This is a genomic window from Stenotrophomonas sp. 116085_Sma (assembly GCF_056479585.1).
The window spans coordinates 2,742,664-2,765,839 of sequence record NZ_CM151057.1 but is presented as its reverse complement, the minus strand read 5'-3'; the positions used below and the strand labels follow the sequence as shown (position 1 = coordinate 2,765,839).

Here is a 23,176-nt window from a genome sequence, read left to right as displayed (position 1 = left end):
GAATGGGTTCCATCGTTTGCTTCGGCGAAATTTTGATCGATCTACTGGCGCAGCCGCCGGCCTCGGCCGACACGCCGCGCGCGTTCCTGCAGTACGCCGGCGGGGCGCCGGCCAACGTTGCGGTGGCGGCAGCGCGACTGGGTGCGAAGACCCAGTTCGTCGGCATGCTGGGCCGTGACATGTTCGGTGACTTCCTGGCCGAGAGCCTGGTCGAACACGGCGTAGGCACGGATTACATCGTGCGTACCGATGCGGCCAAGACCGCACTGGCCTTCGTCGCGCTGGATGCCAGCGGCGAGCGCAGCTTCAGTTTCTACCGCCCGCCGGCCGCCGACCTGCTGTTCCGTGACAGCGACTTCCAGGCCGCGTGCTTCGACAGCGCGCAGTGCTTCCACGTCTGCTCCAACAGCCTGACCGAGCCGTCCATCGCCGAGGCGACCTTCGCCGGCATGGAGCGCGCCCGTGCCGCCGGTGCGGTGGTCAGCCTGGACCTCAACCTGCGCCCGGCACTGTGGCCGGCCAGCGAAGATCCGACGCCGCGCCTGTGGCAGGCGCTGCAGCGTGCCGACCTGGTCAAGCTGTCGCGCGAGGAGCTGGACTACCTGGCGGCACCGCTGGGTGCCGATGGTGAGGCAGTGGTGCTGAAGCGCCTGCTGGCTGCGCAGGCACGCTGGGTCATCGTTACCGATGGTGCGGCCACGCTGCACTGGTACACGCGCGACAACCACGGCACGGTCACCAGCTTCCGCGTAGCCACCGTCGATACCACGGCCGCCGGCGATGCCTTTGTCGGTGGGGTGCTGGTCGGACTGCTGGAGCGTGGCGGGGCGGGCGCAGGCTTTGCCGCGTTCTGCCAGGACCCCGAGGCGATCACAGCCACGCTGCGCTTCGGCGCCGCGGTCGGCGCGCTGGCTGTTACCCGCAAGGGCGCGTTCGCCGCGATGCCCTCGCTCGATGAAGTGCAGCAGCTGCTGCAGGCCCAGGACATTACCGCATGAACACCTCGCCCGATTTCCGTTCGCCCGCGTTCCTGCGTGCGCATATCGCCGACACGATGGCGTTCTACCACCCGCGCTGCATCGACCCGAACGGCGGCTTCTTCCACTACTTCCGCGATGACGGCAGCATCTACGATGCCAGCCATCGCCATCTGGTCAGCAGCACGCGCTTCGTCTTCAACTACGCGATGGCCTACCGCGAATTCGGCAACGCTGAATACCGCGACGCGGTCGATCACGGCGTGCGCTACCTGCGCGAGGTGCATCGCAATCCGGTTACCGGTGGCTATGCCTGGACCCTGCGCGACGGCAAGGTCGAGGACGACATGAACCATTGCTACGGCGTGGCCTTCGTGTTGCTGGCCTACAGCTGTGCGTTGAAGGCCGGCATCGAGCAGGCCCGCGCGTGGATGGACGAGACCTGGCAGCTGCTGGAAGCGCGCTTCTGGGAGCCGGAACACGGCCTGTACAAGGACGAGGCCGATGGCCAGTGGAACTTTACCGGCTACCGTGGCCAGAACGCCAACATGCACATGTGCGAGGCGATGCTGGCGGCGTTCGAGGCCAGTGGCGAGCAGCGCTATGTGGAACGCGCGCTGCAGCTGGCCGACAACATGACCCGCCGCCAGGCCGCCAAGGCCGGTGGCCTGGTCTGGGAACACTATGACGTGAACTGGGAGATCGACTGGGACTACAACCTGGACGACCCCAAGCACTTGTTCCGCCCGTGGGGCTTCCAGCCCGGTCACCAGACCGAGTGGGCCAAGCTGCTGCTGATCCTGGACCGCCATGTGCAGGCCGATTGGCTGGTGGCGACCGCGCAGCATCTGTTCGATGTCGCCGTGGCCCGCAGCTGGGATGAGGCGCGTGGTGGCCTCTACTACGGCTTCGCGCCGGAATCGCGCCGGCAGCCGGGCATGGAGGGCGCCCCGATCGGTGGCGACAGTTTCGTCTGCGACGACGACAAGTACTTCTGGGTTCAGGCCGAGACCCTGGCCACCGCCGCACTGATGGCCCAGCGCACCGGCGATGACCGCTACTGGCAGTGGTACGAGCGCATCTGGGCGTACTCGTGGGAGCACTTCGTCGACCACCAGTACGGTGCCTGGTTCCGCATCCTCGATGCCGACAACCGCAAGTACAGCGACGAGAAGAGCCCGGCAGGCAAGGTGGATTACCACACCATGGGTGCGTGCTACGAAGTATTGAACGTCGTGCGTTGAGATGGGTACGCCGGGCATGGCCCGGCACTACCTCGAATCAGACTTGCAGGTAGCGCCGGGCCAGGCCCGGCGGAAAAACAGGAGCATCCCGTGCATCGCCTTTCCCTCGTTGTCCGCCTGCTCCTGCTGCTGGTCGCAACCTCTGTGTTCCCTGCACTGGCGGCCCCGTTGCAGGCGCAGTGGGAATTCCGCATGCTGCCCGGCGATGCGCAAGGCGCCGCCCACCCGGGCCTGCAGCAGTGGCGTGCAGCCCAGGTGCCCGGCAGCGTGCACACCGACCTGCTGGCGCACGCGTTGATCCGCGACCCCTACGTGGGTGCGCCGGAGGCTGAACTGCAGTGGATCGGCCTGGCCGATTGGGAGTACCGCGCGCGCTTCGACGTGGATGCGGGGACGCTGGCCCAGCCCAATGCCGAACTGCGCTTCGACGGGCTGGACACCTACGCCGAAGTCACTCTCAACGGCAGGCCGCTGCTGCGCGCGGACAACGCGCATCGCAGCTGGCGTGCGCGGGTCGAAGGCCGCCTGCGTGCGAAGGACAATGAGCTGCAGATCGTGTTCCGTTCGCCGATCCGCATGCTGCTGCCGGACGTGCAGGCGATGCCGCACAAGATCGCCGGCAACTATCCTTCGCCCTATGGCGATGAGCCCAAAGATGCGATGGTCGGCAACTTCGCGCGCAAGCCGGCTTACCACTTCGGTTGGGACTGGGGGCCGCGCTATGTCACCGCCGGTGTCTGGCGCGGCGTCGACCTGCAGGCCTGGGATACGCATCGATTGACCGATCTTGCCGTGCGCACCGGTGCATTGAGCGCGGAGCAGGCGAAGCTGGCGGTGCTGCTGCAGGTGGAGCAGGGGAATGCAGCCGGTTCTGCGGTTGTCAATGTGGATGTGCGCGATCCGCAGGGTCGCAGCGTGGCCCAGGTGAAGCGCACGGTGCTGCTGAAGCCCGGCCAGAACAGCATCGAGGTTCCGGTTGAACTGGCTGACCCGCGGCGCTGGTGGCCAGTAGGCCATGGTGCGCAGGACCGCTACACGGTGCAGGCACGCCTGGACGACGGTGGCACGCCGGCGCTGGCCCGCGAGCAGCGCATCGGCCTGCGCACGGTCGAACTGCGCCGCGATTCGGACAACAAGGGCGGGCAGGGCTTCGCTTTCGTCATCAATGGCGTGCCGATCTTCGCCAAGGGCGCGAACGTGATTCCGTTCGATGCCTTCCCCGCACGCGTCGATGCCGCGCGCCTGCGCCAGGTGCTGGTGGCCGCGCGCGACGCCAACATGAACATGTTGCGCAACTGGGGCGGCGGCTACTACGAAGAAGATGCCTTCTTCGATATCGCCGATGAGCTCGGCCTGCTGGTCTGGCAGGACTTCATGTTCGGCGGCGGCATGCAGCCCGGTTACGATCCGGCGTTCCGCGCCAGCGTGGTCGCCGAGGCGCGCGACAACGTGCGGCGCCTGCGGCATCACCCCAGCATCGTGCTGTGGTGTGGCAACAACGAAGAGGAAACCGCCTGGAAGGACTGGGGCCACGGCCGCGACTTGAAGGCGGCCGATCCGGCGTTCGCGGCGAAGGTCTGGCAGGGCTACGTGGACCTGTTCGGCCACGATCTGCGTGCGGTGGTTGGCGAGGAAGGGCTGGGCGTGCCGTACTGGTCCAGTTCGCCCAGCAACGATCTGGATGAAAAGGCCAACGATTCCACCCGCGGTGACAAGCACTACTGGCAGGTCTGGGGCAATCCGGCGCTGCCGGTGCAGGCCTATCTGCGCGAGACCCCACGCTTCATGTCCGAGTACGGGCTGCAGGCGTGGCCGTCGGTGGCGACGGTGGACCAGATCGCCACCCGTGCCGAGCAGCGCATCGACAGCCCGGTCATCCGCGCGCACCAGAAATTCATGGCCGGCGAGGGCAACAGCCGCCTGCTGCATTACATCGAACTGGGCTACGGCACGCCAAAGGACTTCGAGGACTTCGTCTACCTGAGCCAGGTGATGCAGGCCGATGGCATCGCCCTGGCGGCGCTGCATCACCGCGCCTCGCGTCCGTACACGATGGGTTCGCTGTACTGGCAGCTCAACGATGTCTGGCCGGGCGCTTCATGGTCCAGCGTGGACTACTTCGGCCGCTGGAAGGCGCTGCACTTTGCCGCGCGGCGTTTCTTCGCGCCGGTGACGGTGGCTGCGCTGCGCGACGAGGGCAATACGCGGGTGCGCCTGATCAATGATGGCGCCGCGCAGGAGGCACGTTGGCGGCTGCGGGTGATGGACGTGGAGGGCAAGGTGCTGGGCCGCCGTGAGGAGGCGGTCACGTTGGCGGGGGAAGGTGTCACCTCGATCGGTGATTTCCGCGACGCCGAACTGCTGGCCGGTGCCGACCCGAAGCGCACGGTGGCGGTGTTCGAACTGCTGCAGGACGGCAAGGTGAGCGCGAGGCAGGTGGTCGGTTTCGCCGAAGCCAAGGACCAGGTGTTGCCGCGGCAGAAGCTCAAGGCCACGTTGTCCATAGAAGGCGACCACTATCGACTACGGCTGGAAAGCGCGGCTTACGTGCGCGCGATGTGGATCGATTTCGGTGCGCTGGATGTGCAGATCGAAGACAACCTGCTGGACCTGCTGCCGGGTGAAGCCCGGGACATTGCAGTGCGTGGTCCGGTGGATCTGACGACGCTGCGAGAAGCGTTGAAGGTAAAAACACTCAACGATCGTTGAGGGCAGGCGAACCATGTTCTGGTAGGTGTCAACCTTGGTTGACACATCGGCCGTATGCCAACCAAGGTTGGCATCTACCGGACCATCGGGCAGGCATATTCTGCTCTGGTAGGTGCCAACCTTGGTTGGCACGCTGGGAGCATGCCAACCAAGGTTGGCATCTACCCTTTTCGAGTTACAGCTGGATCTGCTGGAAATTCTCGACCCGCTCATGGCCGTTGGCGGCCTGGCCGGTGCGCGGCAGCGGGTAATCATCCAGACGGTCGATCAGGCGGGTCTGCAGGCCGGCTTCGCGGGCGGCGTCCAGCTCTTCCACCACATCCGACAGGAACAGGATCTCGCCGGCCGGGACGCCGATCGCCTGCACGATGCGGCGATAGCTGTCGGCCTCACGCTTGCCGCCGACTTCGGTATCGAACCAGCCCGACACCAGCGGGCTGAGGTCGCCGGCGTCGCTGAAACCGAAGAACAGCTTCTGCGCCGGCACCGAACCGGAGGAGTACACGTACAGCGGCAGGCCCGAGGCGTGCCAGCCCTTCAGTACCGCCGTCACTTCCGGATAGAAGTGCGCGGTGTAGTCGCCGCGACGGTAGCCGGCGTCCCAGATCCGGCCCTGCAGGGCCTTCAGCGCGGTGTGCTTGCGGTCCTGGTCGATCCAGCCCTGCAGCGTTTCGACCACCAGGCTGTCCTGGCAGGTGCCGCCGATCTCGGTGGCTACCGCGTCCAGCCAGCGGCGCACGTCCGGGTCCTGGCCGTGTTCGGCGACGAAGCCGGGCAGCGCCTGGCGCGCATAGGGAAACAGCACGTTCTTGACGAACGAGATGCTGCTGGTAGTGCCTTCGATATCGGTCAGGATGACGCGGGGTTGCATGGATCAGGATGCCTGGGTGGGTACGTAACGGGGGAACTTCTGTGCGATGTCGGTGCCGGTGAAGTGACCGACCCAGCCATCCGGCTCCGTGAAGAAGCGGATCGCCACGAAGCTGGGTTCATCGCCCATGTCGAACCAGTGGGTGGTGCCATCGGGCACGGCGATCAGGTCATCCTTCACGCACTCGATCTCGTAGACCTTGTCGCCCACGTGCAGGGTGAACAGGCCGGAGCCGGCGACGAAGAAGCGCACCTCGTCTTCCTTGTGGAAGTGCTCGTCGAGGAACTTCCTGCGCAGCTCGGCGCGGTTGGGGTTGTCCGGGGCGATCGAGGCTACGTCCACGCTCTTGAAGCCGCGCTCGGCGACCAAGCGGTCGATGTCCGCACGGTAGGCGGCGAACACTTCATCCTGGCTGGCGCCCGGCGCGACCGGTGCGGTGGCCTGCCAGCGCTCGAAGGTGACGCCGATCTGCTTCAGTTCGGCAGCGATGACAGCGCCGTCCTGGGTGTCCAGCAGCGGCGATTCGGGGCGGGTGTCGTCGTAGATGCGCAGTCGGCTCATGGCGGCAGCTTGAACGTCTCGGGGGGAAGACAGGGTAGCAGGGCGGGGGCGGGGCGCAGATTCCGGATCGGCATCTGCACCTGCGCGCGGGTTCAGCCGCGCAGCTTGCGCAGCTCCAGCTCGCAGTGGAAGAGGAATTCGAAGGCTTCCAGGTGGCGGCGCGCTTCGGCCATGTCGCGACCCCAGGCGTACAGGCCATGGCCGTCGATCAGGTAGCCCCACAGGTTCTGCCGGTCAAGCAGATCATCGACCTGCTGCGAAAGCACGTTCATGTCCTGGGTGTTGGCGAACACCGGTACGTCGATGGCCATCTCGTGGGTGCTGTTGCCGGCGAAGGCCTTCAGCAGCTCGTAGCCTTCCAGGTGCACATGGCCCTGCGGCGCGTACAGGCGCGAGGCGATGGTCTGCACCGGCGAATGGGTGTGCAGCACGCAGCCGATTTCCGGGAAGCGGCGGTACAGCTGGGTGTGCAGCAGGGTTTCGGCGGAGGGGCGCAGCGGGCGGCCGACGGCCTTGCCATCGAAGTCCACCACCATGATGTCGTCCTCGATCAGGCGGCCCTTGTCCTTGCCGGAGACGGTGATCGCGGCGTGGCGGTCGTCCAGGCGGTGGGAGAAGTTGCTGCTGGTAGCCGGGGTCCAGCCGGCCTGGGCCAGCTCGCGGACGTTGTCGATCAGCAGCTGGGCCAGTTCGCCCAGGCGGGCGGTGTCGTAGGGGAAGGTGGGGGCGTTCATGCGGGTGATTTTACTGGATTCGGCCAACGGCTGAGCCCCTCGTGGCGGGTCGTGCAGAGCGGTTCATGGGTTTGGCGGGGCGGGTGGGCCGTGCAGGGGACGCTGCAAGTACGTCCCTGTAAGCTCGATGGCGCCATCCATGGCGCCAACGCCCCTGCACGGCCCACCCGCCCCGCCTCGGACAGGTTCCGGCTGCGGCCGGCCACGGAGTGAAGAAGGAAGAGCGAAAAGCGGGTCGCGGCGCTGCGCTTGCTCGCAGCCGAGCATGGCTCGGCTCTACAGAAGATTCGTCCCGATACATTCGCTTCCGGGAACGCTTCATCCACGCATGGCGTGGATCTACCGGACACGCCGGGAGACTGTCAGGGGTGGGGGGGCATGGGTACGTGGCGTCCCCCGCGTACCCATGCCTCCCCGCCAAATCAACACACCCGCTCTTGCCGTTGCTCTGGCTTCAGACGCGGGTGCAGGGCCGCAGGCCCTGCAAAACAAAAAACCTCACTGACCCCGCAGGCGGCTGTGCCTGAACCCGTAGCAGAAATAGATCACGAAACCGACGAACGTCCACACGCCCATCAGCATCCAGTTGTGCATCGTCATCGCCGACAGCAGCGCCAGGCAGCTCAGCACGCCCAGGCCGCAGATCAGCCACGCCATCGGCATGCGGAACGGGCGCGGCAGGTCCGGCTGGGTGCGGCGCAGGATCAGCACGCCCGCGCACACGGCGGCAAACGCGATCAGCGTGCCCATCGAGGTCAGTTCGCCGAGGATGTCCAGCGGGAACAGCGCCGCCAGCAGCGCGATGCCGATGCCGGTGATCACGGTGTTGATGTGCGGGGTGCGGTACTTCGGATGGATCCTGGTGAACACCGGTGGCAGCAGGCCGTCGCGGCCCATGATCATGAAGATGCGCGGCTGGCCGATGATCATCACCAGCACCACCGAGGACAGGCCGACCAGCGCGCCGACCTCGACCACCCAGCGCAGCCAACCCAGCTGCGGATGCGCGGCCACCGCGGTCACCACCGGCTCATCGGTGCCCAGCAGCTGGAACGGCACCAGGCCGGTCATCACCGCGGCCATCGCGATGTACAGCACGGTGCAGACCACCAGTGACAGCATCATGCCGATCGGCATGTCGCGCTGCGGGTTCTTCGATTCCTGCGCCGCCACCGACACTGCCTCGAAGCCGATGTAGGCGAAGAACACCATCGCCGCGCCGCGCAGCACGCCTTCCATGCCGTACTTGCCGGGGCCCTCGTTGGCCGGGATGAACGGGGTCCAGTTGCTGGTATCCACGTACTTCCAGCCGACCACGATGACCAGCACGATCAGGCCGGTCTTGAGCACGACCATGGCCATGTTCATCGCCGAGGACTTGCTGATGCCGACGTAGCACAGCCAGGTCAGCAGCATCACCAGTGCCGCGGCGGGCAGGTTGGCGATCGCGCCGGTGGGGCGCAGCTGTGCGTCCAGTGGCGCGCTGACCAGCGCGGCGGGCAGATGGATGTCGAACTGGCTGAGCAGGCTGAGGAAGTAGCCGGTCCAGCTGACCGCCACCGCCGAGGCGGAGACGCCGTATTCGAGCACCAGCATCCAGCCGATGAACCAGGCCGAGAGCTCGCCGAAGGTGGCGTAGGTGTAGGTGTAGGCGCTGCCGGAAACCGGCACCATCGAGGCGAACTCGGCGTAGGCCAGCGCGCAGAAGGCGCAGCAGATGGCGGCCAGCACGAAGGACAGCATGATGGCCGGGCCGGCGTGGTTGGCGGCGGCCTGGCCGGTGATGACGAAGATGCCGCCGCCGATCACCGCGCCGATGCCGAGGGCGGTCAGCCCCCAGGGGCCGAGGTGGCGGCGCAGGCTCAGGCCATTGGCGTCTTCATGGGCGGCGTGCGGGTGCTTGGTGGCCCACAGTTGCTTGAACATGTGTGGTGGTCTTGTCGAAGCGCGCCGTGGCTGGCGCGCGGGGAAAACGGACGGGCCGGCGCGAGGCCGGCCCGTAGGCGGATCAGGGCGACTTGGCCAGCTTGCTGTTGCGGATGCCGTAGCCCAGGTAGATCAGCAGGCCGAGCAGCGTCCAGCCCACGAACAGGTGCCAGTGCACCACGAACGCCTGCCAGAACAGGAACAGGCAGGTGGCCGCGCCCAGCGGGCAGATGATCCACACCATCGGCACGCGGAACGGGCGATGGATTTCCGGCTTGGAATAGCGCAGTACCAGCACGCCGATGCAGACCGTGGCGAAGGCCAGCAGGGTGCCCATCGACACCAGCTCGCCCAGCACGTTCAGCGGCACCAGGCCGGCCAGGGCGGCAGCGATCACGCCGACCACGATGGTAGCGACATACGGGGTGCGGAAGCGGGCGTGGACCTTGCCGAAGAACTTCGGCAGCAGGCCGTCGCGGGAGATCGTGTAGGCGATGCGGGTCTGGCCCATCATCATCACCAGCACCACCGAGGACAGGCCGGCGATGGCACCGATCTCCACGAACGTCTTCAGCCAGGACAGGGTCGGGTAGGGCTCCAGCGCGGTGGCCACCGGCTTGTCGGTGCCCAGCAGGTGGTAGGGCATCATGCCGGTCAGCACCGCACAGACGATGATGTAGACGATGGTGCACACGGCCAGCGAGCCGAGCAGGCCGATCGGCATGTTGCGCTGCGGGTCCTTGGTTTCACCGGCTGCGGTGGAGACAGCATCGAAGCCGATGTAGGCGAAGAACACGATGGTGGCCGCGCGGAACACGCCGCTCCAGCCGAACTCACCCGGCACGCCGGTGTTTTCCGGGATGAACGGCTGCCAGTTGGCGGGGTCGATGTGGGCCGCGCCGATACCGATGAACAGGCAGATGACGGTGACCTTGATCGCCACGATGATCGCGTTGACGAAGGCCGACTGGGTCACACCCACGTACAGCAGGCCGGACACCGCCGCCACGATCAGCACCGCCGGCAGGTTGAACAGCTTGCCCGAAGCGATGAACTCGCTGCCGGTCCAGGCAATCGGGGCCGCGCTGAGGGCATCCGGGAACGGCATGTGCAGCGTGGTGGTGATGAAGCTGATCAGGTACGCGGACCAGCCCACCGCGACCGAGGCCGAGGCGAACAGGTATTCCAGCACCAGGCACCAGCCGATGAACCAGGCCATGCCCTCGCCCAGGGTGGCGTAGGAATAGGAGTAGGCACTGCCGGAGACCGGCATCATCGCCGCGAACTCGGCGTAGCACAGGCCCGCCAGGGCGCAGGCGAAGCCGGCGATCACGAACGACAGCATGACCGCCGGGCCGGCATGGTTGGCCGCGGCCTGGCCGGTCAGCACGAAGATACCAGCGCCGATCACCGCACCTACGCCAAGCAGGATGAGGTGTTTAGCCGTGAGGGTCCGTTTCAGCGTGGCTTCGCCATCCAGGCTGCCTTCGATGGGTTCGCCGGCATCGACGTGCCCGGCCGGTTCAACCGGCTTGACCCTCAACAGAGCTTTCAGCATGCAGTACTTCCTAGTGATCGGATTGGGTGGGCCGCCGATACGTTGCCGGCAACCCTGGAATGGTGAAGGCCGCGCGAACGGCCCGCTGTACCTTAGCCAAAGCTGAAGCCAACGCACAAGCGCAATCGCAACAATGAACGGCGATAATGAGCAGTATTTTTCCAAACGCCGCCCATTCATGAGCCAGACCGCCGAAACCCTTGCCGTGCTTGACGATCGCCTGCGTGGCCTGCTGCGTGACTATGCCCGCCGCGAACCGGCCCACGACGCACTGGCTGCCGAATTCGGCACATTGCTGGACGATCCGGAAGATCCGTTCCGCCGCGAGCGCCTGGCCGGCCACTTCACCGCCAGCTGCTGGCTGGTCAGTGCCGATGGCCAGCGCCTGCTGCTGACCCACCACCGCAAGCTGCAGCGCTGGCTGCAGCTGGGCGGCCACGCCGACGGCGACCGCGACCTGGCCCAGGTCGCGCTGAAGGAGGCCGAGGAGGAGTCCGGCCTGAGCGGCCTGGTGCTGGAAGACCCTGCCATCTTCGACATCGACAAGCACTGGATTCCGGAACGCAAGGACGTGCCGGGACACTGGCACTATGACGTGCGTTTCGTGATCCGGGCACTGGGCGGCGAGGCCTTCGTGCTCAGCGAGGAGTCGCTGGAGCTGGCCTGGCGGCCGGTGGCGGAGGTCGCCGCAGACCCGGAATCGGATGAGTCGATGCAGCGCATGGCGCGCCGGTGGTTGGCGCGCTAGCAATATGTGGAGCCGAGCCAATGCTCGGCTCAATGTCGGCCAGAAGCGCAGCCGAGCATGGGCTCGGCTCTACAAGTGCAAGGTGGAACGCGCGTCAATACAGGATGCGCGTACGCAGCGTGCCCGGAATCGCGGCCAGTTCGTCGCGCACGGCCGCGGCCTGTTCCTCGCTCGCGGTGATGTCGATCACCACGTAGCCCACCTTCGGGTCGGTGCGCAGGAACTGGCCGTCGATGTTGACGTTGTGGCGCGAGAAGATCTCGTTGACCTTGGACAGCACGCCCGGCACGTTCTGGTGGATGTGCAGCAGGCGCAGGCTGTCGGCGTGCTCGGGCAGGGTCACTTCGGGGAAGTTGACCGCCGACAGGGTGCTGCCGTTGTCGCTGTAGCGCACCAGCTTGGCCGCCACTTCCACGCCGATGTTGTCCTGCGCCTCCAGCGTGCTGCCGCCCACGTGCGGGGTCAGGATCACGTTGTCATGGCGGGTCAGCGGCGATTCGAAGATATCGCCGTTGCCCTTCGGCTCGACCGGGAACACGTCTAGTGCGGCGCCGCCGACGTGGCCGCTGGCCAGCGCCGCGTCCAGTGCATCGATGTCGACCACGGTGCCGCGTGCGGCATTGATCAGGTGCGCACCCTTGCGCATCTTCGCCAGCTCGGTACTGCCGATCATCCACTGCGTGGACGGGGTTTCCGGCACGTGCAGGGTGACGATGTCGGCGCGCGCCAGCAGGTCGTCCAGGCTGGCGGCAGCGCGGGCATTACCCAGCGCCAGCTTGGTTTCCACGTCGTGGAAGATCACCTGCATGCCCAGCGATTCGGCCAGCACGCCGACCTGGGTGCCGATGTGGCCGTAACCGATGATGCCCAGGGTCTTGCCGCGCACCTCATGGCTGCCGCTGGCCGACTTCGACCAGCCGCCGCGATGGCATTCAGCGTTCTTCTGCGGAATGCCGCGGGTCAGCATGATCGCCTCGGCGATCACCAGCTCGGCCACGCTGCGGGTATTGGAATAGGGCGCGTTGAACACCGGGATGCCGGCCAGCTCGGCCGCGTCCAGGTCGACCTGGTTGGTGCCGATGCAGAAGCAGCCCACCGCGATCAGGCGCTTGGCCTCGGCCAGTACCTCGGCGCTGAGCTGGGTGCGCGAACGGATGCCGACGATGTGCGCCTCGGCGATGCGCGCCTTCAGTTCGTCCTCGGGCAGCGCCTTGGTGTGCGCCTCGATCTGGCTGTAGCCGGCGGCGCTGAACACCTCCACGGCGGTCTGGCTGACCCCCTCCAGCAACAGCACGCGGATATCCTGCTTCGGGAACGAGGTCTTCTTCGGCGACATGGGGCAACACGGCCAGTGGGACAGGGGCCAATCACTATGCCAGATCGCGACGCCCATGGTGCAGTGCGCAATTGGTTGCATCGGTAGCTATCTGCCTGCCTGCGGGGCTGGACGCTGGCGCGTGCCGCTGGCACGCTTGCCCGTTCTTCACGCCCCGCGCTGGACCGTCATGACCGATTCCCGCATTGCCTCGCTGCAGCAGGCCTGTCCCGGCCTGAAGCTGAAGACCGACCCGGCCGACCTGGAGCATTACGGGCGCGACTGGACCCGGCGCTGGACACCGGCGCCACTGGCGGTCGCGCTGCCGGCCACGGTCGAGGAAGTACAGGCGGTGATGCGCTGGAGTGCCGAGCATGGCGTGGCGGTGGTGCCGTCCGGCGGCCGCACCGGCCTGTCCGGTGGCGCAGTGGCGGCCAACGGCGAGCTGGTGCTCAGCCTGGAACGGATGAACAAGGCACTGGCCTACGATGCGGTCGATCGCACGCTGGTGGTGCAGGCCGGCATGCCGCTGGAAGCCGTGCACAATGCCGCGCTGGACCATGGCCTGATCTACCCGGTGGATTTCGCCGCGCGTGGTTCCTGCACGATCGGCGGCAACATCGCTACGAATGCCGGCGGCATCCGCGTGATCCGCTACGGCAATACCCGCGAGTGGATCGCAGGGCTGAAGGTGGTCACTGCCAGTGGCGAACTGCTCGAGCTCAACAAGGGACTGATCAAGAACTCCAGCGGCTACGACTTCCGCCAGCTGCTGATCGGTTCGGAAGGCACCCTGGGCGTTATCGTCGAGGCGACGGTGAAACTGACCGACCCGCCGCCTGCAAGCAACGTGATGCTGCTGGCGTTGCCCAGCTTCGAGGTGCTGATGCAGGTATTCGCCGCGTTCCGCGCGCGCCTGCAGCTGCAGGCCTTCGAGTTCTTCACCGACCGGGCGCTGGAACATGTGCTGGCGCACGGCGCGCAGGCGCCGTTCGACGAGGTGCACCCGTACTACGTGGTCACCGAGTTCGCGGCCAATGACGAGGCGCAGGAAGCGGCGGCAATGGCCGCCTTCGAGGACTGCATGGGCAACGGCTGGGTCAGCGACGGCGTGATCAGCGCCAGCGACGCCCAGGCCGCCCAGCTGTGGCGCCTGCGCGAAGGCATCACCGAATCGCTGGCGCGCTACAAGCCCTACAAGAACGACGTGTCGGTGCGGATCTCGGCGATGCCGGCGTTCCTTGCCGAGACCCAGGCGCTGATCGGGCAGGCCTATCCGCACTTCGACGTGGTCTGGTTCGGCCATATCGGCGACGGCAACCTGCACATCAACGTGCTCAAGCCCGACGACACCGGCGACGCCGAATTCGTAGCGCAGTGCGAGCAGGTGACCAAGCTGCTGGCGCAGGTGCTGGCCCGCTTCGACGGCAGCATTTCGGCCGAACACGGCATCGGCCTGGTCAAGAAGGGGTACCTGGACAGCACCCGTGGCCCGGCCGAGATCGCCCTGATGAAGGCGGTCAAACGCGCGTTCGATCCCCAAGCGCGGCTGAATCCCGGCAAGCTCTTCGACCTCTGAGCCGGGAAAATCCTTCACGTACCCGTTACGCTCCACGCACCTTCACAACCGGCTTCGCACCGATGACCCGTCCGCTTCTGCTGCTTGCCCTGCTGTCCCTGCCGCTGGCCGGCTTCGCTTCCAGCTTTGCCGGCACCTCGGCCGGTTCGGCCACGGGTGCGTCGTCCGGTTCCTCGGGTAGCAGCTCGGGTGATGACAAGGTGGTACTTGCCGCACGCGATGATGCCGCCGCATTCGTTGCCAGCGACGGCCAGATCCGGGGTGCGCGCCTGCAGGCCGCGCTGGTCCACCTGCGTGAGCAGAGCGCCGCCGCACAGCAGCAGAGCGATCTGGAACTGGCCCGCGCGCTGCTGGCGCGGTGATCCAGGCAGCATGGCCTCGGCGTCATCGCTTTCTGTAGCGCCGAGCCATGCTCGGCTGCTGTTGCGATCCGCATGCGCCGGGCATTCAGCCGAGCATGGCTCGGCTCTACAGAGGCACAGCGGGCGGTGCGGGTGGATCGCCGCATTGGCGTGGCTGCTCATCCCTTCCGCGCACGCAGCCGATCGCCTTCAGCTCGATCCCTCAGGTCTCGATCCGGCGCAGCAGCAGCTCGCCAGCCAGACCCTGGCCGACGTGCAGTCATTGCTGCCCGATGGCCTGCTGCGCGCGTTGCCGGCACGCGTGCAGGTGCGCTGGAGCGACGACCTGCCGGCTGACGTGCACGGCCGCGCCTTTGCTGGCGGCATTGCCCTGCGCCGCGACCTGCTTGAAGACGGCCTGCCGGGTGCGCGCCGGGCAAGGCGGAGCGCGCTCGTGCACGAACTGACCCATGTGGCAGATCGAAGCGGCGCGGCATGGTCGCGCAGCCCGCGTTGGCGCGATCTGGCCGGGTGGCAGCGCAAGCCCTGGCATATGGGGCGCGGCGACAACGACTTCCGTGACCGCAGCCCGGATGCCTATGAACTGAAGGACCCGGCCGAATACCTGGCGGTGAACGCCGAGCATTTCGTGCTCGATGCCGAATTCGCCTGCCGGCGCCCGGCACTGGCGCAGTGGTACCAGGCCCATTTCGGAACACCGCCATCGCTGCCGCAGTCGCACTGCGCTACGACGCTGCCCTTGCTCCAGTCCGACTCAGAAGAGGGTGCCGCATCGCTGCTGCAGCTCGACCCCGCGCGTGTCTATGCCGTGGACTACCTGTTCGCCGAAGGCAGCGCACAACCGATGAGCCGCTGGGGCCACAGCATGCTGCGGCTGGTGATCTGCCGACCCGGCCGCGCACCGGGGCCGGACTGCCGCCTGGACCTGGAGTACCACCGCGTGCTGTCGTTCCGTGCATTCGTCGGCGACGTGCAGATTTCCAACTGGCGCGGACTGACTGGCGGCTATCCCTCGCGGCTGTTCGTGTTGCCGCTGCAGCAGGTGGTGGACGAATACACCAAGGTCGAACTGCGTGGCCTGCAATCGCTGCCGTTACAGCTGCGACGCGAGGAGATCGCCAGCCTGCTCGAGCGCACTGCCCAGGTGCACTGGAGCTATGACGGGCGCTATTACTTCGTCAGCAACAACTGCGCGGTGGAAACCGCCAAGCTGCTGCAGGCGGGCGTGCCGCGCCTTGGGCGGGCCGGTCTGGCCCAGCTGAGCCCGCGTGGGTTGAAGCGCCGCCTGGCGCGATTGCAGGTACTTGACGAGCAGGTGCTGGCCGACCGCAGCGCAGCGCAGGCACAGGGCTATTACTTCGCCTCTGCACGCGACCACTACCAGCAGTTGTTCGCAGTGGCGGCGGGGCAGCTGGCCTTGCCCGTCCGTGATGTGCGCGCCTGGTTGAAGCTGCCTGCACAGCAACGCGCACCGTGGCTGCTGAAGGGCGACCTGCGCGCCAGTGCCGGCTTGCTGCTGCTGGAACAGGCCGCACAGCGGCGTGCCGAGCTGCGCGCGCGTGACGTGCTGAAGCGGCAGCTGCTGGCTTCACCGGACAGTGCGGAAACCCGCAGCCTGCGCGGCCTGCTGGAGCAGAGCGGGCAGTGGTTGCGGCCGGGGACGCTGCTGCAGGACGGAGGCTATGGGTTGCCGCTGGGCGACGACCAGGCGCTGCTGTCCGAGGCGGTGGCCACTGCCAGTGCGCAGGCCGTACCTGCCTGGCAGGCGCTGCGCGTGCAGCTGCGCCAGCAGTTGCCGTCCAGGCAGCGCGACCAGATGGATGCGATCGATGCCAACCTGGCCGAACTCGGTGCGCATCTGCGCGAGCAGGCAGCGACGTCGGTTACTGGCGCGGAAGCTCGATGACGAAGCGGCTGCCGCCGGCGCTGCCGGGCGTGCAGTAGACGCGGCCACCATGTGCATCGGCGATGGCCTTGACCACCGCCAGGCCAAGCCCGCTGCCGCCGCCCTGGCGCGAGCGCGAGCCATCGGCGCGCATGAACGGAGTGAAGATGTCGGTGTGAAGTTCCGGGTCGATGCCCGGACCTTCGTCTTCGATTGTCACCTGCACGTGCCCAGGCGTGTCATGCACGGCAATCCGCACCTTGCCCGGGCTGGCGTAGCGGCGTGCGTTCTCCAGCAGCGCCAGCAGGGCCTGGCGCAGGCGGGTCGGATCACAGTGCGCGTTGTGTTCTTCACGGCTGGTTTCCAGTTCCAGCACGAAGCCGGCGGCGCGGAACTGCGGGTCGACCAGGGTCATCACCGAGTGCACTTCGGCCACCACGTCGGTCCGGGCGCGGCGCACGTCCAGCCGTGCATTGTCGGACAGACTGAGTACGCGCAGATCCTCGATCAGACGCGACAGGCCCTCGACCTGCGCGAGCAGGCTGCGGAACTGCGATTCGTCTGGCTGGAACACGCCCTCGGCCAGGCCCTGCAGGCGGCCGCGCAGGATCGTCACCGGGGTCCGCAGTTCATGGGCGATGGCCGCATGCCACATCGCACGCTCGCTCTCCATATGCTGCAGGCGGCGCGCCATCGCATTGAAATCCTCGACCAGGGTCGCCACCTCGCCCGGCGAATTCTCTTCGACGCTGGCACGTGCACCCAGATCGCCGCCAGCGAGCGCACGCACGCTATCCACCAGTGAATTCAGGGGTGACAGGATGCGATGGGCGAGTCGGAACGAGGCGGCGATGGCCAGCGCCAGGCCGGTCAGGATCACGCCGACCATCCACGCCAGCTCCGGCCCGGTCGGCAGCCATCCTTCCGGTTCCTCGGTGCTGCCGGGGAAAAACTCGACCAGCACCGCATACAGCAACCATGACGACAGGATCATCATCACGATCACGCCGATGACCATCAGCGACATCGAGACGATGATGTGCCGGCTGAGCCCGGATCGGCGCAGGCGGCCCATCAGCGGTCGGCCATCAACCGGTAGCCGACACCCCGCACGCTGGCCGGTACGTTGACCATGCCGACTTCATCCAGCTTGCGGCGAAGCTTGCTGACATGGCTGTCGACGGTGCGTTCCAGTGCCTCGCTTTCCGGCAGGCATTCGTGCATCAGTTCGCTGCGGCTGAAGATGCGGGTCGGCGCCAGCGCCATGCAGTGCAGCAGCTTGAACTCGGTAAGGGTGAGCAGTACTTCATGGCTGTAGCCATCGCCTTCGACGTGCACGGCGTGGGTGGCCGAGTCGATCAGCAATGGGCCCGCGCGCAGCGCCGTCGGCGTGTCCACGCGTGAGGCACGCAGCGTACGCCGAAGTACCGCACGCACGCGCGCGGCAACTTCGGCCGGATTGAATGGCTTGACCACATAGTCGTCGGCGCCCATGCGCAGCGCGGTCAGCTTGTCCAGGTCCTGGTCCAGCGCGGTCAGCATGATCACCGGCGTTTCGCCGCGCTGGCGCAGCTGGGTCAGCACGCTCCAGCCATCCAGTCGCGGCAGCTGTACGTCGAGCAGGACCAGGTCCGGGCGGGCGCTGCGGTGCAGGTCCAGCGCGCTGTGGCCATCGGCGGCACGCAGGGTGCGCAGTCCTTCGCGTTCCAGGTAGGCGGTAAGAATATCGGCGATCTCGGCCTCATCCTCGACGATCAGGACGAGGGCGGCGAGGGCAGGGGAGGCATGCATGCAGGGGCGGGGCCTTAAGGTGCTTGCCTCCATCGTATCTCCACAGTTCCTCCATCGAAACCCCATCATCACCCCGCAGACTGCACGCTTCAGAACCTATCAGCCGCCTGCGCGGCATTGTGCACAGCAATGAGAACCTTCAGGACTCCGGTCGCGTTGATCGCGGCCCTCGCCCTGGCCATGACGGCCTGCTCCACCCCCGAAGCCACGCCGGAAGCCACGCCGCGTGTCAGCGTGGTCACCGTCGGCCCGCAGGTGGTACAGCGCGATGACGAACTGCCCGGCCGCGTGTCCGCCGTGCGCACCGCACAGATCCGTGCCCAGGTGGGTGGCATCGTGCAGCGCCGCTTGTTTGACCAGGGCGCGGAAGTCAGCGCCGGCCAGGCGCTGTTCCAGATCGATCCGGCGGCATTCCGCGCCGACGTGGATTCGGCACTGGCGGCTCTTCAGCGCAGCGAAGCGGCGCTGGGCCGCAGCCGCGTGCAGTCGCAGCGCCTGCATGCGCTGGCGGCCGCGCAGGCGGTCAGCCAACAGCACCGCGACGATGCCAGTGCCGAGTACGAACAGGCCCGTGCGGCAGTGAACGAGGCGCGCGCGATCCTGGCACGACGCCAGCTCGACCTGCGCTACGCAACGGTCAGCGCACCGATTGCCGGCCGCATCGACCAGGCGCTGGTGACCGAGGGCGCGCTGGTCGGTGCTGCCGACGCCGAACCGATGGCGGTGGTGCAGCAGATCGACCAGGTCTACGTGGACGTGCGCCAGCCGGCCGCACAGCTGGAGGCGCTGCAGCGCAGTGCCGGTGGTGGCGAACTGCCGGTAACCATCATCGGTGCAGCGGGCAAGCCACTGTCCGAACGCGGCCAGCTGCTGTTCTCCGGTATCAATGTCGACGCGCGCACCGGAGACGTGATCCTGCGCATCCTGGTCGACAACCCCCAGCGCCAGCTGCTGCCGGGGATGTACGTGCGTGCGAAGGTGCCGCGCGGTGCACCGGCCAGCGCATTGACCGTGCCGCAGCAGGCCGTGCTGCGCAGCGCCGGCGGCCAGGCCTATGCCTGGGTGATCGGCGCCAACGGCAAGGCGGTGATCCGCACGCTGGAGGTCGATGGCAGCGTCGATCGCCAGTGGCTGGTGCGCACTGGCCTCAAGGCCGGCGAAAAGGTGGTGGTCGAGGGCCAGGAACGCCTGCAGGAAGGCGTGGTGGTCGATGCGCGCGACTGGCAGCTGCCGGTCGCAGGCGCCGGTGCCGTGCAGGCCGGCAGCAAGGGCTGAGCCTGTCCCGGGCCGCTCCCTCCAGGAAAATCCAACATGGCACGTTTCTTCATCGATCGCCCGGTGTTCGCCTGGGTGCTGGCGATCTTCATCATCCTGGCTGGCGTACTGGCGATCCCACGGCTGGCCGTGGAGCGCTATCCGGCGGTGGCGCCGCCCAGCGTCAGCATCTACGCCAGCTACCCCGGTGCCAGCCCGCAGACGCTGAATGATGCGGTGGTCGGCCTGATCGAGCGCGAGCTGTCCAGCGTCAAGCACCTGCTGTACTTCGAATCGTCGGTGGACACCTCCGGCGAGGCCTCCATCACCGCCACCTTCAAGCCCGGCACCAATCCGGAGCTGGCGCAGGTGGACGTGCAGAACCGGATCAAGGCGATCGAACCGCGCCTGCCGCGCAGCGTGCGCCAGAACGGCCTGTTCGTGGAGGCCGCCGATTCCGGCTTCCTGATGCTGGTGGGCCTGCGTTCGCCGGATGCCAGCGTCAGCGAGGCCGCGCTGGGCGACTTCATGGCACGCAACATCATCGAAGAGCTGCGCCGCATCGATGGCGTCGGCCGCGTGCAGCTGTTCGGTGCCGAACAGGCGATGCGTGTGTGGCTGGACCCGACGCGATTGACCGGCTACGGCCTGACCATGGGCGACGTGGCGGCCGCCATCGAGCAGCAGAACCTGGAGATCTCGCCAGGACGCATCGGCGATTCGCCGGGCGTGCCGGGCCAGCGCATCACCGTGCCGTTGAGCGCCGATGGCCAATTGTCGACCCCTGAACAGTTTGCGGCCATCGTGCTGCGCGCCGGGACCGATGGCTCACGGGTGCTGCTGGGCGATGTCGCCCGCGTCGAACTGGGCGCGCAGAGCTATGCCTGGGGTACCCGCGAGGATGGCCATCCCGCCACCGCCGCCGGCGTGCAGCTGCGCCCCGGCGCGAATGCCGTGCGGACCGCATCCGCAGTGCGCGAACGCATGGCCGAACTGGCGCCGCTGCTGCCGCGTGGGGTGGAGTCGAGCATTCCGTTCGACACCGCACCCTTCGTGAAGATCTCGATCCAGAAGGTGGTGCAGACGCTGCTGGAAGCGATGCTGCTGGTGTTCGCGGTGATGTACCTGTTCCTGCAGAACTGGCGTTACACGCTGATCCCGGCGCTGGTCGCGCCGATCGCGCTGCTGGGCACCTTTGCAGTGATGCTGGCGCTGGGCTTCTCGATCAACGTGCTGACGATGTTCGGCATGGTGCTGGCGATCGGCATCATCGTTGACGATGCGATCGTGGTGGTCGAAGGCGTGGAGCGCATCATGGCCGAGGAAGGTCTGCCACCCCGCGAGGCCACCATCAAGGCGATGCGTGAGCTGACCGGCGCGGTGATCGGCATCACCCTGGTGCTGACCGCGGTCTTCATTCCGATGGCATTCGCCAGCGGTTCGGTGGGCGCGATCTACCGTCAGTTTACCGTGGCGATGGCGGTGTCGATCCTGTTCTCGGCATTGTTGGCACTGAGCCTGACGCCGGCGTTGTGCGCGACCCTGCTGCGCCCCAGTACCCATGGTCATCACGGTCGTGGTGGGCTGTTCGGCGCGTTCAATCGTGGCTTCGAGAGGATGACCGGGCGCTACCAGCGTGGCGTGGCCTCGGTGCTGCAGCGCAGTGGCCGGGTGATGGGCGTGTTCGCTGCCCTGGTGGCGGCCCTGCTGCTGGGCCTGCACTGGCTGCCGGGCGCGTTCCTGCCGGAAGAGGACCAGGGCTACTTCATGACATCGATCCAGCTGCCGGCCGAAGCGACGGCCGAACGCACGCTGGCGGTGGTCGAAGCCTATGAGCGGCACGTGGCCTCGCGCCCGGGCATTGCTTCCAACCAGTCCATCCTCGGCTACAGCTTCTCAGGCTCCGGCCCGAGCGCGGCGCTGACCTACACCATGCTGAAGGACTGGGGCGAGCGTGCAGGCGCCACTGCGGCCGGTGAGGTGGAGGCCGCGCAGAAGGCGATGGCCACGCTGGCCGAGGGCGAGGTGATGAGCGTGATGCCGCCGGCGATCGACAGCCTGGGGCGTTCTTCCGGCTTCTCGCTGGCCCTGCAGGCACGTACCGGGCAGAGCCAGGCGGAACTGCGCGCGGCGTTGCAGCAGCTGCTGAAGCTGGCCGAGGCCAGCCCGCTGCTGTCGGAAGTGCACGCCGATGGCCTGCCTGCGGGCACCAGCGTGCGGCTGGACATCGACCGGGCCAAGGCCGAGGCGATGGGCGTGGGCTTCGAGCACATCAGCAGCACGCTGTCGGCAGCAATGGGCTCGCAGTACGTCAACGACTTCCCCAACAGGGGCCGGTTGCAGCAGGTGATCCTGCAGGCCGATGCGCCGTACCGGATGGAACTGGAGGACGTGCTGAAGCTGTACGTGCGCAACAGTGAGGGTGGCATGGTGGCGTTGTCGGAACTGGTGACGCCACACTGGACCGAGGCGCCGCTGCAGCTGCAGCGCTACCTCGGCTTTCCGGCATTGAACCTGTCCGGTGCACCGGCCTCCGGCGTGTCGACCGGCCAGGCGATGGCGGAGATGGAGCGGCTGGCCGAAGCGCTGCCAACCGGCTTCTCCCTGCAGTGGACCAGCCAGTCGCTGCAGGAGCGCGAGTCGGGGGCGCAGGCGCCATGGCTGCTGGTGTTGTCGATGCTGGTGGTGTTCCTGGTACTGGCGGCGCTGTACGAGAGCTGGTCGATTCCGCTGGCGGTGATGCTGGTGGTGCCGCTGGGCCTGCTCGGTGCGGTCGCCGCGGTGTTGTTGCGCGGCATGCCCAACGACGTGTTCTTCAAGGTCGGCATGATCACCGTGATCGGGCTGTCTGCGAAGAACGCGATCCTCATCGTCGAGTTCGCGCGGCAGCTGCAACAGCAGGGGCGCGGCCTGGTCGAGGCAGCATTGGAGGCGGCCAGGCTGCGCCTGCGGCCGATCGTGATGACCTCGCTGGCTTTCGCGTTGGGCGTGGTGCCGCTGATGCTGGCGCAGGGGGCGTCGAAGGAAACCCAGCGGGCGATCGGAACTGGTGTGTTCGGTGGCATGGTCAGTGCGACCGTGCTGGCCGTGTTCTTCGTGCCGGTCTTCTATGTAGTGGTGCAGGGCGCGCGGCAATGGATCGCGCAGCGCCTGCGCAGGCGCCGGCCGATGCCGGGAGGAATCGTGGATGGAACGGAACATCGTTGAAGATCTGCACGAGCAACAGTTGATGGCGCTGGAGCAGCGCCTGTGCGCAGCGCTGCTGGAAAATGATCACGATGCATTGAGCACGCTTGTATCGCCGGCCTTGTTCATGATGGATGGCCACGGCGGCCGCATGCTCGACCTGCCATGGCTGGGCGACTGGCTGGCTGGGAAACTGCAGGTGGGCAGCCTGCAGACGTGCGCTGTGGAAACGCTGCTGTGCGGGCGTCTGGCATTGCTGTCCAGCGACGTGCGCCTGTCAGTGCGCGGGCAGGGCCAGGAGCGCGAACTGAAACTGCGCCTGCTGCGGGTGTGGACCTGCAGTTCCGGCGACAGCGGCGCACAACTGCTGTCGATGGCGGTGTTGGCCGTGTGAGCATGGTCAGGCCCCTTTCAGGCCCCGCTCACCGGCAGGTGGTAGGGTCGATGATCTCAGTAGTGTCGACAAGGAGTCGAGC

General features: G+C 67.0%; 18 protein-coding genes. 10 read left to right on the top strand and 8 right to left on the bottom strand.

Translation table 11 applies throughout. From position 1 onward, the window contains the following. Nucleotides 1-2 precede the first annotated feature (2 nt). The 3 genes from ACZK0Z_RS12945 (at nt 3) to ACZK0Z_RS12935 (ending at nt 4,930) form a co-directional block, all read left to right on the top strand. Nucleotides 3-998 carry a carbohydrate kinase family protein gene (locus ACZK0Z_RS12945; protein ID WP_049426745.1) on the top strand — a complete coding sequence of 332 codons (996 nt, stop codon included), beginning with the start codon at nt 3-5 and terminating at the stop codon, nt 996-998. Further along, nucleotides 995-2,221: an AGE family epimerase/isomerase gene (locus ACZK0Z_RS12940; RefSeq protein ID WP_197632615.1), complete on the top strand. Its 1,227-nt coding sequence runs from the start codon at nt 995-997 to the stop codon at nt 2,219-2,221. Before ACZK0Z_RS12945 ends, ACZK0Z_RS12940 begins: the two co-directional genes overlap by 4 nt. A gap of 90 nt (nt 2,222-2,311) precedes the next feature. Further along, nucleotides 2,312-4,930, top strand: a complete 2,619-nt coding sequence (locus ACZK0Z_RS12935; RefSeq protein ID WP_197632616.1) for a glycosyl hydrolase 2 galactose-binding domain-containing protein — start codon at nt 2,312-2,314, stop codon at nt 4,928-4,930. A gap of 175 nt (nt 4,931-5,105) precedes the next feature. Here the strand turns inward: ACZK0Z_RS12935 and mtnC are convergent, their stop codons facing one another. The 5 genes from mtnC to ACZK0Z_RS12910 all read right to left on the bottom strand — a co-directional run bounded on the left by mtnC (nt 5,106) and on the right by ACZK0Z_RS12910 (nt 10,580). Continuing rightward, nucleotides 5,106-5,801, bottom strand: a complete 696-nt coding sequence (gene mtnC / locus ACZK0Z_RS12930; protein ID WP_197632617.1) for an acireductone synthase — start codon at nt 5,799-5,801, stop codon at nt 5,106-5,108. Nucleotides 5,802-5,804: 3 nt separating this feature from the next. Next, the gene (locus ACZK0Z_RS12925) at nt 5,805-6,362 is read right to left on the bottom strand and encodes a 1,2-dihydroxy-3-keto-5-methylthiopentene dioxygenase (protein ID WP_197632618.1); all 558 of its coding nucleotides are present in this window, start codon (nt 6,360-6,362) and stop codon (nt 5,805-5,807) included. A gap of 92 nt (nt 6,363-6,454) precedes the next feature. After that, nucleotides 6,455-7,096 (bottom strand): methylthioribulose 1-phosphate dehydratase, encoded by a 642-nt coding sequence (locus ACZK0Z_RS12920; protein WP_049426740.1) that lies wholly within the window; start codon nt 7,094-7,096, stop codon nt 6,455-6,457. Between the two features lie 498 nt (nt 7,097-7,594). Further along, nucleotides 7,595-9,022 (bottom strand): amino acid permease, encoded by a 1,428-nt coding sequence (locus tag ACZK0Z_RS12915; protein WP_049429050.1) that lies wholly within the window; start codon nt 9,020-9,022, stop codon nt 7,595-7,597. An 82-nt stretch (nt 9,023-9,104) separates the two neighbouring features. Then, nucleotides 9,105-10,580 (bottom strand): amino acid permease, encoded by a 1,476-nt coding sequence (locus ACZK0Z_RS12910; protein ID WP_100443543.1) that lies wholly within the window; start codon nt 10,578-10,580, stop codon nt 9,105-9,107. 133 nt (nt 10,581-10,713) lie between these two features. On the opposite strand from ACZK0Z_RS12910, the gene ACZK0Z_RS12905 reads away from it, so the two are divergent. Further along, nucleotides 10,714-11,328: an NUDIX hydrolase gene (locus tag ACZK0Z_RS12905; RefSeq protein WP_080355001.1), complete on the top strand. Its 615-nt coding sequence runs from the start codon at nt 10,714-10,716 to the stop codon at nt 11,326-11,328. 94 nt (nt 11,329-11,422) lie between these two features. Here ACZK0Z_RS12905 and serA read toward each other — a convergent pair whose 3' ends face one another. After that, nucleotides 11,423-12,664, bottom strand: a complete 1,242-nt coding sequence (gene serA / locus ACZK0Z_RS12900) for a phosphoglycerate dehydrogenase (RefSeq protein ID WP_014037034.1) — start codon at nt 12,662-12,664, stop codon at nt 11,423-11,425. A gap of 169 nt (nt 12,665-12,833) precedes the next feature. On the opposite strand from serA, the gene ACZK0Z_RS12895 reads away from it, so the two are divergent. From ACZK0Z_RS12895 to ACZK0Z_RS12885, 3 genes are all read left to right on the top strand, one after another. Further along, the gene (locus ACZK0Z_RS12895; RefSeq protein ID WP_197632619.1) at nt 12,834-14,222 is read left to right on the top strand and encodes an FAD-linked oxidase C-terminal domain-containing protein; all 1,389 of its coding nucleotides are present in this window, start codon (nt 12,834-12,836) and stop codon (nt 14,220-14,222) included. 62 nt (nt 14,223-14,284) lie between these two features. Further along, the gene (locus tag ACZK0Z_RS12890; protein ID WP_049447145.1) at nt 14,285-14,584 is read left to right on the top strand and encodes a DUF2388 domain-containing protein; all 300 of its coding nucleotides are present in this window, start codon (nt 14,285-14,287) and stop codon (nt 14,582-14,584) included. 10 nt (nt 14,585-14,594) lie between these two features. After that, a complete protein-coding gene (locus tag ACZK0Z_RS12885; RefSeq protein ID WP_404830728.1) occupies nt 14,595-16,490 on the top strand; it encodes a DUF7844 domain-containing protein in 1,896 nt (631 codons plus the stop codon). Here ACZK0Z_RS12885 and ACZK0Z_RS12880 read toward each other — a convergent pair. After that, nucleotides 16,468-17,544 (bottom strand): ATP-binding protein, encoded by a 1,077-nt coding sequence (locus tag ACZK0Z_RS12880; protein WP_049429054.1) that lies wholly within the window; start codon nt 17,542-17,544, stop codon nt 16,468-16,470. The two genes, ACZK0Z_RS12885 and ACZK0Z_RS12880, sit on opposite strands and share 23 nt — an antisense overlap. Next, a complete protein-coding gene (locus tag ACZK0Z_RS12875) occupies nt 17,544-18,260 on the bottom strand; it encodes a response regulator (protein WP_180848859.1) in 717 nt (238 codons plus the stop codon). The genes ACZK0Z_RS12880 and ACZK0Z_RS12875 overlap by 1 nt, the downstream gene beginning before the upstream one ends. A 129-nt stretch (nt 18,261-18,389) precedes the next feature. Between ACZK0Z_RS12875 and ACZK0Z_RS12870 the strand changes: the two genes are divergently transcribed. The 3 genes from ACZK0Z_RS12870 to ACZK0Z_RS12860 are packed head-to-tail and all read left to right on the top strand — an operon-like array spanning nt 18,390 to nt 23,094. Further along, a complete protein-coding gene (locus ACZK0Z_RS12870) occupies nt 18,390-19,535 on the top strand; it encodes an efflux RND transporter periplasmic adaptor subunit (protein WP_197632620.1) in 1,146 nt (381 codons plus the stop codon). A 36-nt stretch (nt 19,536-19,571) separates the two neighbouring features. Then, the gene (locus tag ACZK0Z_RS12865) at nt 19,572-22,721 is read left to right on the top strand and encodes a multidrug efflux RND transporter permease subunit (RefSeq protein ID WP_197632621.1); all 3,150 of its coding nucleotides are present in this window, start codon (nt 19,572-19,574) and stop codon (nt 22,719-22,721) included. Next, nucleotides 22,702-23,094 carry a nuclear transport factor 2 family protein gene (locus tag ACZK0Z_RS12860; protein ID WP_049427496.1) on the top strand — a complete coding sequence of 131 codons (393 nt, stop codon included), beginning with the start codon at nt 22,702-22,704 and terminating at the stop codon, nt 23,092-23,094. Before ACZK0Z_RS12865 ends, ACZK0Z_RS12860 begins: the two co-directional genes overlap by 20 nt. The last annotated feature ends 82 nt before the right edge of the window (nt 23,095-23,176 follow it).